Source organism: Scytonema hankhaensis NUACC26 (genome assembly GCF_045865695.1).
In the GTDB taxonomy this organism is placed as follows: Bacteria; Cyanobacteriota; Cyanobacteriia; order Cyanobacteriales; family Nostocaceae; genus Scytonema.
In genome coordinates this window covers 73,387-85,067 of the sequence record NZ_BAACAP010000214.1, presented here as the reverse complement: position 1 = coordinate 85,067, position 11,681 = coordinate 73,387, and the positions used below count along the sequence as shown (strand labels likewise).

General features: G+C 40.7%; 10 protein-coding genes. 8 read left to right on the top strand and 2 right to left on the bottom strand.

The features are described from left to right. The 5 genes from ACKTT2_RS28245 to urtE all read left to right on the top strand — a co-directional run. Positions 1–777: transporter substrate-binding protein (locus ACKTT2_RS28245; protein WP_407892852.1), on the top strand; the 777-nt coding region annotated here is incomplete at its 5' end. Positions 778–872: 95 nt separating this feature from the next. After that, entirely contained in the window at positions 873–2,033 is a 1,161-nt protein-coding gene (gene urtB / locus ACKTT2_RS28240; protein WP_407892850.1) for an urea ABC transporter permease subunit UrtB, read from the top strand. A 179-nt stretch (positions 2,034–2,212) separates the two neighbouring features. Continuing rightward, positions 2,213–3,334, top strand: coding sequence for an urea ABC transporter permease subunit UrtC (gene urtC / locus ACKTT2_RS28235; protein ID WP_407892848.1), 1,122 nt, complete (start codon positions 2,213–2,215; stop codon positions 3,332–3,334). Then, on the top strand, positions 3,309–4,061 hold the full coding sequence (gene urtD / locus ACKTT2_RS28230; RefSeq protein WP_407892846.1) for an urea ABC transporter ATP-binding protein UrtD: 753 nt from the start codon (positions 3,309–3,311) through the stop codon (positions 4,059–4,061). Before urtC ends, urtD begins: the two co-directional genes overlap by 26 nt. A 28-nt stretch (positions 4,062–4,089) precedes the next feature. Continuing rightward, entirely contained in the window at positions 4,090–4,788 is a 699-nt protein-coding gene (gene urtE, locus ACKTT2_RS28225) for an urea ABC transporter ATP-binding subunit UrtE (protein WP_407892844.1), read from the top strand. Between the two features lie 118 nt (positions 4,789–4,906). Here the strand turns inward: urtE and ACKTT2_RS28220 are convergent, their stop codons facing one another. Beyond that, on the bottom strand, positions 4,907–5,554 hold the full coding sequence (locus ACKTT2_RS28220; protein WP_407892842.1) for a TetR/AcrR family transcriptional regulator: 648 nt from the start codon (positions 5,552–5,554) through the stop codon (positions 4,907–4,909). Between the two features lie 220 nt (positions 5,555–5,774). Between ACKTT2_RS28220 and ACKTT2_RS28215 the strand changes: the two genes are divergently transcribed. Together ACKTT2_RS28215 and ACKTT2_RS28210 are read left to right on the top strand one after the other, a co-directional pair. Beyond that, the gene (locus tag ACKTT2_RS28215; protein WP_407892839.1) at positions 5,775–6,728 is read left to right on the top strand and encodes a Rieske 2Fe-2S domain-containing protein; all 954 of its coding nucleotides are present in this window, start codon (positions 5,775–5,777) and stop codon (positions 6,726–6,728) included. A gap of 593 nt (positions 6,729–7,321) precedes the next feature. Continuing rightward, entirely contained in the window at positions 7,322–8,905 is a 1,584-nt protein-coding gene (locus tag ACKTT2_RS28210; protein ID WP_407892837.1) for a glycosyltransferase family 39 protein, read from the top strand. Positions 8,906–9,016: 111 nt separating this feature from the next. Here ACKTT2_RS28210 and ACKTT2_RS28205 read toward each other — a convergent pair whose 3' ends face one another. Further along, a complete protein-coding gene (locus ACKTT2_RS28205) occupies positions 9,017–9,193 on the bottom strand; it encodes a hypothetical protein (protein WP_407892835.1) in 177 nt (58 codons plus the stop codon). A gap of 472 nt (positions 9,194–9,665) precedes the next feature. On the opposite strand from ACKTT2_RS28205, the gene ACKTT2_RS28200 reads away from it, so the two are divergent. Further along, complete coding sequence (locus ACKTT2_RS28200; protein ID WP_407892833.1) at positions 9,666–11,654, top strand: AMP-dependent synthetase/ligase; 1,989 nt, start codon at positions 9,666–9,668, stop codon at positions 11,652–11,654. Positions 11,655–11,681: the final 27 nt, after the last annotated feature.

Genomic DNA, 11,681 nt, shown 5'->3' with positions numbered 1-11,681 from the left:
TGGTTGCTAAAAAATAAGGGCAAAGAATTCTTCTTAGTCGGCTCTGATTACGTTTTTCCCCGTACAGCCAACACAATTATTAAATCTCAACTAGAAGCACTTGGTGGGAAAACAGTAGGGGAAGATTACTTACCACTTGGTAACACAGAAGTGACACCTATTATTACCAAAATTAAGCAAGCTCTACCAAATGGTGGAGTCATTTACAATACGCTAAATGGTGATAGCAATGTTGCTTTTTTCAAACAATTAAAAGCAGCAGGATTAACAGCAGATAAATATCCTTCCATGTCTGTCAGTATTGCCGAAGAAGAAGTCAAGGCAATTGGCATGCAGTATCTCAAAGGTCATTACGCAGCGTGGAACTACTTTCAAACAGTAGATACTCCTGCTAACAAGAAATTTGTTGAAGCCTTCAAAAAAGAATACGGTGCAGAACGGGTAACAAACGATCCCATGGAAGCGGCTTATACTGCTATTTATTTATGGAAACAAGCAGTAGAAAAAGCTAAGACAACTGACTTAGCTAAGGTACGGTTGGCAGCATACGGTCAAACTTTTGATGCTCCAGAAGGTAAAGTCACAATGAATGCCAATCATCACCTATCAAAAATTGTGCGGATAGGTCAGGTAAGAGATGATGGTTTGTTTAATATTGTCTATGCTACTCCAGCTCCTGTTGAACCAATTCCTTGGAATCAATTTGTGAAAGAGACTAAAGCATTTTCTTGTGATTGGTCCGATCCAGCTAAAGGTGGTAAATATAAGAAAACGTAAATTGTCATTTGTCATTTGTCATTGGTCATCAGTAATAACCACTACTGTACGGGCGCAAGGCCGCCGCGCCCCTACTAACCTTTAGGGAGGAAAAAGTGTTTGCAGGATTTATGGAAGCTGTATTTAATGGCATTAGTATTAGTGCTGTGTTATTAATTGCAGCACTAGGACTGGCTATTGTTTTTGGACTCATGGGCGTTATCAACATGGCGCATGGCGAGTTGATGATGTTGGGGGCATACACAACTTTTGTGGTGCAAAATGGTTGCAAACAATTAGGCGGAGTATGGTTTGAAATTTATATCTTTTTTGCCCTAATTGTCGCTTTTTTACTAACAGCTGCTGTGGGATGGCTGCTAGAAAGGAGGGTCATTCGATATCTCTATGGGCGTCCTTTAGAAACTCTGCTGGCAACTTGGGGTGTAAGTTTAATTTTGCAACAATTTGTCCGGAGTGTGAATTCGGTGCTTGTCATTGGAATTGCCTTGTTTTTATTGTTGTTTTTTGGTAGTTTGTGGATTTTAAAGAAGCGTACAAATTTTGGTAGAATTCAGAATTGGGTTGTGGCAGCGATCTTGTTACTATCAGGGGGAGTAGCCATCTCAACGGGTAAGTATTTGAGCGAGACTTATCAGTTAGCAATAACACAACCTTGGTTTGGCGCTCAAAATTTGGATGTCACTGCTCCTAATTGGTTGCAAGATGGCATATCTTTGCTCGGCGTGCAATTGCCTTATCCCAGATTATTTATTATTGCTTTAACGATTGTTTGTGTAACGGGAATTTATGTATTTTTGCAACGCTCTCATTGGGGATTAAGGATTCGCGCTGTCACACAAAATCGGAGTATGAGTGCTTGTTTGGGTATCCCGACTCAAAAAGTTGATGCAATGACTTTTGCCCTGGGTTCGGGATTGGCTGGTATCGCTGGTTGTGCAATTAGTTTACTCGGTTCGGTGGGACCGAATACCGGACAAAACTACATCATCGATACTTTTATGGTTGTTGTTGTGGGTGGTGTAGGCAATCTGGTGGGAACTATTGTAGCAGCATTGGGAATTGGTACGGCGAATTACTTGATTGGTTCTGCAACTTTGGCTTCGTTGTTGACTCCTGTTAAACCTTTGGCTGATTTGTTCGCGTTTTTCGCAACAACGAGTATGGCGAAGGCGACGGTTTTTGCTCTGATTATTGTGTTTTTACAGGTTAAGCCTGGGGGAATTTTTCCTCAGAAAGGTCGCACTGTAGATATTTAACTCGATCTGCAAAGTACATGACAGGTAAGATGCCTATCCCACAAAGATGAAGAGAATCAGTACCGTAGGGTGGGCAATGCCCACCACATAATCTTTTGGTGGGCATTGCCCACTCTACCGATATTTCACTGATAAAAATATATGACAGGTATCTTGCCTGTCCCACAAATATGCAAAGAATGAGTTGGAAGGGAAGAAGGTTAATTTTAATTGAGGTAGGGGTGATTGTAGCGATCGCACTCATCCTCATTTTAATCGTACCAGTCGTGCTTTCAGGGTTTCGGCTAAATTTGTTAGAGCGATTTTTATCGCTAGCCATTGTTGCTTTAGGGATCGATCTGATTTGGGGTTACACTGGGTTACTCAGTTTGGGACACGGAATTTTCTTTGGTTTGGGTGGGTATGCAATTGCCATGCATCTGAAATTGCAAGTTCCTCCTGGAGAATTGCCTGATTTTATGGGGCTTTATGGTGTAACGGAACTCCCCTGGTTTTGGACACCTTTTTATTCATTCCCTTTTGCAGTCATAGCTGTTGCGATCGCTCCCGCAATACTTGCTGGTTTACTAGGATATTTAGTATTCCGCAACCGTATTCGCGGTGTATATTTTTCTATATTGACTCAAGCTGCAACGATTGTATTTTTTAACTTCTTTAACGGTCAACAAGGTCTGTTCAACGGTACAAATGGGTTGATTGATTTTACGACTTTATTGGGAGCAACAGTTAGCGATTCAAAAACCCAGTTGATTTTCTACAGCCTCACAGTCTTGTTGCTTGCAGCTACCTATACACTCTGTCGTTGGCTAACAAGTGGACGTTTTGGAAGGTTGTTAATAGCAATTCGGGATGACGAAAGCCGAGTGCGTTTTTCTGGCTACGATCCAACAGATTTTAAAGTGTTAGTGTTTGCAGTTTCGGGTGCGATCGCCGGTATAGCAGGAGCATTGTATACTTTGCAAAGTGGTTCTGTCTCACCCAGAGCCATGGACATCGCCTTTTCCATTGAAATGGTAATTTGGGTAGCAGTAGGAGGACGTGCTACTTTAATCGGAGCCATATTAGGAGCTTTATTAGTCAACTACGCTCGTGCTTTTTTAAGCGAACAATTTGCCGAAATTTGGCTATTTTTCCAAGGAGCGTTATTTTTGATAGTTGTCACCGTTCTTCCTGATGGGGTAGTGGGGTGGTTCCGCACTCAAGGAATTCAGCTTTTCAAACGCCGTCAGCAAATTACCACTTATCCCAGCTTAGAAGAAAACTCCGAGGTGCAGCATGAACGCCAAAATCTTAGAAACTAAAAACCTCACAGTTAGTTTTGACGGCTTTAAGGCACTCAATAAGCTAAACTTCAGCATGGATGTGGGTGAATTACGGGTAGTTATTGGTCCCAACGGTGCTGGAAAAACGACATTTCTTGATGTCATCACAGGTAAAGTGAAACCAACCGAGGGACGAGTTTTTTTCAAAGGCAAAAGTTTGCATTCTTTATCTGAACATCAAATCTCTAGACGGGGAATTGGACGTAAATTTCAAACTCCCAGAATCTACCTCAACTTAACACCTTACGAGAACTTAGAATTGAGTAGTAACCGTAATAAAAATGTGTTGTCTACCTTGTTTGGAAGTTCCCATACTGGTGAAAAGAAGAAGATTACAGAGTTACTGGAAACCATAGGCTTAGCCGACAAAGCAGACATTCAAGCGAGTTCTCTATCTCATGGAGAAAAGCAACGCTTAGAAATTGGAATGTTAGTAGCACAATCTCCCGATTTATTACTTGTTGATGAACCTGTTGCTGGTTTAACAGATGAAGAAACCTACAATATAGGGGAACTTCTTTTAGCACTATCACAAAATCATTCTATTTTAGTCATTGAACATGACATGGAATTCGTGCGCCAAATCGCTCGACAAGTCACAGTCTTACATGAAGGTTCAGTGTTATGTGAAGGCACTATTGAAGAAGTACAAAACGACAAGCGTGTTATTGAAGTTTATTTGGGACAATTTGTCGTTAGCAACTAATATTAAACTTTATACTTAAAACTTTTCAATGTTACAAATCTCTAACCTGGACGTTTACTACGGCGAAAGCCACATTCTACGTAATGTAGATTTGAGCGTACCAATGGGGCAGATGGTGTGCCTAATCGGACGCAATGGCGTAGGTAAAACAACCCTCCTTAAAACAATTATGGGGTTACTCAAACCGCGTCATGGCACAATAACCTTTACCGGAGAATTAATAAATTCAAAATCTCCAGATCGAAGAGCAAAGCTGGGAATTGGTTACGTTCCCCAAGGACGCGAAATTATTCCCCGTTTGACAGTCAAAGAAAATCTCCTATTGGGATTAGAAGCAAGACTTAGTAGGAGAAAACATCAAGAAATACCTGAAGAAATTTTTAGCTTATTTCCCATTTTGAAATCCATGCTTTCGCGGATGGGTGGTGATTTAAGTGGTGGACAGCAACAACAACTAGCTATTGCTCGTGCTTTAATGGGACAACCCCAATTACTGTTATTAGATGAACCTACCGAAGGTATTCAACCTTCAATTATCTTGGAAATTGAAGCAGCAGTACGTGGCATAGTTGCTACTACTGGTATTTCTGTTTTGTTAGTAGAGCAACATTTACATTTTGTCCGCCAAGCTGATTACTATTACGCGATGCAAAAAGGCGGTATTGTTGCTTCTGGTTCCACCAATGAATTGAGTCAGGACGTGATTCAAAGGTTTTTAGCTGTTTGATGAAACACTGAGCGGCAAAATCGGAAGCCGAATTGGTATATAGCAATCCTATATGATTTGTGAAAAATATCAGTACTGTAGTACTGTAGGTAGGGCTTTGCCGCACAAAAGTTCAGCATCAAGCTTTGATTCCAGCCAAAATTAAATCAATGGCTTCTTGAGTCTGTCGCTCAATCATCTCCGAACTTAAAAGTTGCCGCGTTGGATCGAGGTACTTAAGATTTTCGTGAGCGTTGAAGTAAAACGTGCAAACCCCTAAAATGTTGATGGTTGTCAGAAATGGATCGAGCGATCGAAAGACACCTTCAGCCATTCCGCGTTCTAAAATTGTCGTCATACTCCAGAAACTTTTCTGCCAACCGCTCATCTGTCCGTACTGACCCTGGTTTTGGATGGCTTCATAAAACCACAGCATTCCACGATGCGGATAAGCAGCTCCGTAAGCAATACCAGCGCGAATGGATGCTTTTAGGGCTTCTTCGACTGGTAAATGTTCTGTAGCAAGCTGTTGAAATGTAGTATCCAACTCGGTTCCGATCCGTTGCATCACAGCTTGGTAAAGCCCTTCTTTACTCTCAAAGTAGTAATAAATCATGGCTTTCACAACACCAGTTCGGGCAGCAATGGCATCAATTCGCGTTCCTGCCAAACCATAACGGGCAAACTCTTCTTCGGCAACATCAAGAATTTTTGCCTGGGTTGCCTCTGCATCACGAACTTGACGAAGCTTTTTTGACTTTTGCTTTGAAGTGTTTGAAAAACTCACGCTTAATACCATCTTGGATTTTAGATTTTGGATTTTGGATTGTGAAAACTTTGCCTGGATTAGATTTCACACTACTATCTGTCGCATTCTTTTTTCAACCTGGTATAACTTCTTGTACCAGCAGAACCAATACTAACTGAAAATTCGGTCAGTAATTGACAAACGACTGTTAATCGGTAGATACTGACTGAAAATATAGTTAGTTAGAAAGGCTCAACTCATGACTTACATCTTGCCTGGAGCACCTTGGCTCATTGCTCATCGCTCAATGTTAGGGGTGAATCAACCGCATAAGGTGACGCTAAATGGTCAAGACTATGCTCTGTGGCAGAACGATCGCGGCGAAGTTTTTGCTTTGAACAATGTTTGTCCTCATATGCAAGCTCCACTGTCAAATGGTTGGATTTGCAAAGAGCGAAATACTATTACTTGTCCATTCCATGCACTAGAGTTTGATGGTGAAGGAAAGTTGCATCGAGAAGGTAAGCGGGATATACAGCCTTTCGCTCAACCGCTTAAACTCACGGTGATTGGTGACTGTATTTGGACATATGGTGATTGCGAACCTCGTACAGGCATTCCTGACATTGTTGAGCAAATTGCATCTAAATATGATTTTATCGGTATAGCTGGAGATAAGACCATCCAGGGAGATTTCTTAAGCACTTGGCTAATCAATTCTGATTTCAATCATCAAAACGGAACGCACCGGGAGTTATTTCAGATTGTCCAAAATCAGATGACTGAATTTGACAAAAATGGCTATTGGTACAAGGTAAAGCAGGAAAGTACTAGAGCTAATAACTCAGTCAGAGAACTTTTAAGCAACCCAGTTCTGTTTACAATACCAAAGATTCTCAAGAGTACGGTTGAGTATTTTTTTCCTTCGGTTCTGGTTCTGTATGCTGAGACAGGATCTGGACCGTTTGCTCAGGTTGTTGTGCAATATCCACAACAACAAAATCAAACTAAAATTTATGAGTTGATATTCGCTAAGTTCAAATCTGTTTGGATAAAACCGCTTTTGCGCCAATCAATGCTAAAAGCCATTGATGTAGTTGTGGAACAGGATTCTACTGCCATTGAAACTCGATATCCTCACCAACCCACCAAAATCAGACTACCAAATGAAGAGGTGATGATTTACGCTCTCGAGCTTTATCGTGAATGGTAGCAGGTGTAAGCAAAATCCTCCATGCATCGCCAATAATTCGGTTGCATTTCACGCTAGAGTTAGCAAACACCTTCTTAGTCAATTCCTTATTCCATTGACTAATGAAACGATGAGACAAGCAGCAGAATTATGGGCAGCAGTGCGAAATGAAGGGAAACCAACGGCAAGCCAAGAGAGTTTGGAGTAGTTTTCTAGTAAAACAATGCTCTAGCTACCCTTATAGAGGTGATGCGAAAATGTAAAGAAATGCGGGTTGTCCAATTAATCCCAACTTTCTCCTACACATAGACGTAATTCTTGCATCTCAAGCCATTCTGCAATTGATGAGTTTTGATGAAGTTACCGCCCTCTTATCCAGAACGGGCGAGGACGCCCGTTCCACAAGAAAATGCTATGGTTCATTTAGGTGAAAACTGCTATAAGTTATAATATTTACAAAAATTTACAAAAATTTTTATAAATATAATAATGAAATAACGATCGCCAAATTACCATATCTACATATCCTAAAAGTAGTCTTGGCGATTCGCAATTGCAATTGATTCGGGTCTTTCGCTCTCATCACTTTACGCAAATTAATCGAGAAGCTGTTTATGCGGCAAATCAAACTCGCTCCTTATTGGTTGCGGTTTCTAATTATTACGGTGTTTGCGGTCGGTGTATTCTTTCGTTTCTACAATCTTGATACCAAGGTTTACTCTTACGATGAAACCCGAACTTCATTACGTATTTCAGGATACACATCTACAGAAGTTCAACGACAAATTTTTAACAGTCGTGTTGTAAAAAGGGAAGCTTTTGATAAATTTCAAAGCCTCAATTCTGAAAAAAATTTAGGCGATACACTCAAGTCTTTAGCTATCGACGACCCTCAACGCCCACCTTTGTATTATTTACTCATACAAGTGTGGAGTCAATTGTTTGGCACTTCAGTAACAGCAATCCGAAGTTTTTCTGCTACTGTCAGTTTACTCGTCTTTCCCTGCCTTTACTGGCTTTGTCGAGAATTATTTATCGTACCACTATCAGTTCCCTACGTTGCGATCGCACTCGCAACCATTTCTCCAATTCATCTTGTCTACGCTCAAGAAGCACAAGAATATATCTTATGGCTCGTCACAATTTTAGCATCTAGCGCCTCACTGCTGCGAGCTTTGCGACTTGAAACTACAGGAGAATACAAGCGAGATTATATTTATGTATGGGGACTCTATACAGTCACCTTAGCACTCAGCCTTTACACGTCTTTATTAAGCGGATTTATTGCAGTTGCCCATGGAATTTATGTTACAGCAACAGCAGAATTTCGTTGGACTCAAACAGTCAAAGCTTACACGTTGGCATCCCTATCAGGATTTTGCAGCTTTATTCCTTGGATATTAATTATACTGACAAATTTCTTTCAATTTCATCAAACTACTTGGACATCATCTAAATTACCTCTGTTTGCGCTCTTTCAAACTTGGCTCATTCAATTAAGCCGGATTTTTTTCGATTTAGATTTTGGACTTGAAAATCCGTTTAGTTATTTAGTAACCTCAATATTTTTTACAGGAATAGGATACTCAATTTATATTCTTTGTTTGACGACCCATCCAAAAATCTGGTTATTTATTGTACTGTTAATTGCTGTACCCGCAATACCCCTTATGCTTCCAGATTTAATGTTTGGAGGAATACGGTCAACTGCCGAACAATATCTCATGCCTACTTACGTAGGTATCCAATTAGCTGTCGCATATTTGCTAGCAACTCAACTTTATAATGGTAATATTTTACGCCGAAGAATCTGGGAAATGATTTTTATTGTAATTATTTTGAGTGGCTTTATTTCCTGTGCAGTCATTTCTCAAAAAGAAACTTTATGGAATAAAGGTGTAAGTTATGGTAATATACAAATTGCTAAAATTATTAACCAATCTAATCGTTCACTGTTAATATGCCATGCTTCTAGTAGTCATTCTGGAAATGTCGTTTCTCTAAGCTATCTCGTTCAGCCAAAAGTCCGCTTTCTGTTGGTAAAGGGTAAAGCGCTTCCCAAAGTTTACAAAGGATTTACTGATATTTTTTTACTCAATCCTTCAAGTAGCTTACGTAAGGCAATAGAAAAAAAGTATAATGCCAAAACTCGTAAGTTATATAGCGATAAATTTTACACATTTTGGAAATTAAAGTAAATTGGTCATTGGTCATGGGTCATTAGTTAAGACAAATACCTGACCAGTGACCAGTGACCAGTGACCAGTGAGGGAAGTAGTGAATGCGTCTGGTCACTGAAATTTATCGTCCTATGATACCTGAGAAAAACTAGGGACTCCGGAACCTGTTTCATTTGCGGCTAAATTAGCTTGTGTGGATGCAGTAGGTTTGGGTTTCTGTGTAAGAATGACAGACACTAGCTTTGGAAAAATAATACAAGCGACTGTATTAAAAAGTGTTATAAGTAAACCATCCATTAAGCTCATATGTCACGCTCCTTTTTATGATGAGGACATAAAATACTATTGTGAAGCAAAATTTCTCCAAACGCTCAAAAAAAGCTTTTGAATTTCTTCTTATATACATAAAGTAAATTTAATATAGGATTTTCTTACTCTTACTATAGAAAGAATTAGTGAGTTGTAAAAAAATTCACCTCCGGGCTAACGCCGTTCCCCCGATACCTTGGGGAGATTACAGGGGGGACACAATAATTTCAAATTCTCATGAATGATTTAGGACAGCTATAGCCTATCGATACTAATTTACAATGCATAATAATAACAAGAGAATACTGTGCGAATAGAATTCGCTACTATACAAACGCTCGTCCGCCGATGCGGACTCATGAAAATCAAGATTCTGAAACCCACGTAGGTGGGTTTTGCTTTTATAGTCGCGATTTCTAATCGCCAAGACTTTATTTGAGTACAATAGATTTTTTATGGGTGATGTGCTATGTCAAAAAAATACGATAACTCTTCTTACCTATCCAATATTTCAGAGCCAGAGCGTCGGGCATTAGATTACATCGTTAACTACTCCAACATAGAGTCAATACCAGAAATTTGGCCCTTAGCAGCTAAGCAATTTGGGAATATCGTTGCCCTCCATAACCCTAACTCTCAACCGGAAGAAGTTATTACTTACACTCAACTCTCACAACAAATTCAAAAGTTTGCGGCTGGTTTGCAAGCATTGGGTGTGAAAGAAGGCGATCGCATCTCACTGATTGCAGATAATTGTCCTCGGTGGTTAATTGCAGATCAAGGCATTATGGCTGCTGGGGCTGTCAATGCAGTGCGTAGTTCTCAGGCAGAACGGGAAGAACTTTTGTACATAATAGCAAATAGCGGCAGCACGGCGCTAGTGGTAGAAGACCTAAAGACACTGAATAAGCTGCAAGAGCGTCTTTTGGAGCTACCAATTCAACTGATTGTTTTGTTGACAGAGGAAACACCACCAGCCAACACCAGTTTGAAAGTCGTGAACTTTTCCCAAGTGATGGAAATTGGGGAAAAGCACACCCTAACACCCGCAAAGCAAACTAGGGAAACTCTAGCGACTTTAATTTACACGTCTGGAACTACAGGTAAACCGAAAGGGGTGATGCTGACTCACGGTAATTTACTCCATCAAGTTTTAGTGCTGAGGTCAGTCGTACAACCACAACCGGGAGAAAATATACTCAGCATTTTGCCCACTTGGCACAGTTACGAACGTAGTGGCGAGTACTTTTTACTTTCTCAAGGCTGTACCCAAATTTACACGAACCTCCGGTCTGTTAAAAAAGATTTAAAAAAATTTCAACCCCGATTTATGGTGGGCGTACCTCGGTTGTGGGAATCCATTTATGAAGGAGTGCAAAAACAGTTTCGCGAACAACCAGAGAATAAGCAACGTCTGATTAACTTCTTTTTTGGAATGAGCGAAAAATTTATTAAAGCACGGCGCATTGCTCAAGGGTTAGATTTGGAGACTTTGAATCCTTCAGTCCTCGAGCAACTAACAGCAAGCGCACAAGCAACAGCTTTGCTTCCCCTTCATGCATTGGGAGAACGAATTGTTTATTCTAAGGTGAGGGAAGCAACAGGAGGTAAAGTCAAGCAGATGATTAGCGGTGGCGGTGCGCTTCCCAAGCATATCGATGACTTTTTTGAAATTATTGGTGTGGAAATTTTGGTAGGTTATGGGTTAACAGAAACCTCTCCTGTCACTCATGCGCGGCGTCCTTGGCGGAATTTACGGGGTTCTGCAGGGCAAGCAATACCAGGAACGGAAACGAAAATCGTAGATCCAGATACTCGCAAGCCATTACCGACGGGGGAAAGAGGATTGGTGTTGTTGCGAGGACCCCAAGTGATGGAAGGTTACTATCAAAATCCTCAAGCGACAGCCAAAGCCATTGATGCCGAAGGTTGGTTTGATAGTGGAGATTTGGGATGGGTGACACCACAAAATGATTTGGTACTAACCGGACGAGCTAAAGATACGATTGTATTAACAAATGGAGAAAATATCGAGCCGCTACCGATAGAAGATGTTTGTTTGCGATCGCCCTACATAGATCAGATTATGCTTGTAGGACAAGACCAACGCAGTCTCGGGGCTTTGATTGTTCCCAATGTAGAAGCCTTGCAGAAGTGGGCAATTTCTCAGAATCTCCACCTACGTCTTCCAGAAGAAGTCACTGACAAAACCCTCAGTAATACAGTGGCTACTGAAGTAGATCTAGAGAGTAAAATGGTTCAGGATTTATTCCGGCAAGAATTGAATCGGGAAGTGCGAAACCGTCCTGGCTACCGACCTGATGACCGTATCGGTCCATTCAAGCTGATTCTAGAACCGTTTTCTATTGAAAATGGCATGATGACGCAAACACTAAAAACGAAACGACACGTCGTGATGGAACACTATCGCGATATTATTAACGGGATGTTTGCCTGATAATTCCCAGTACAAATGTAGAGTGAA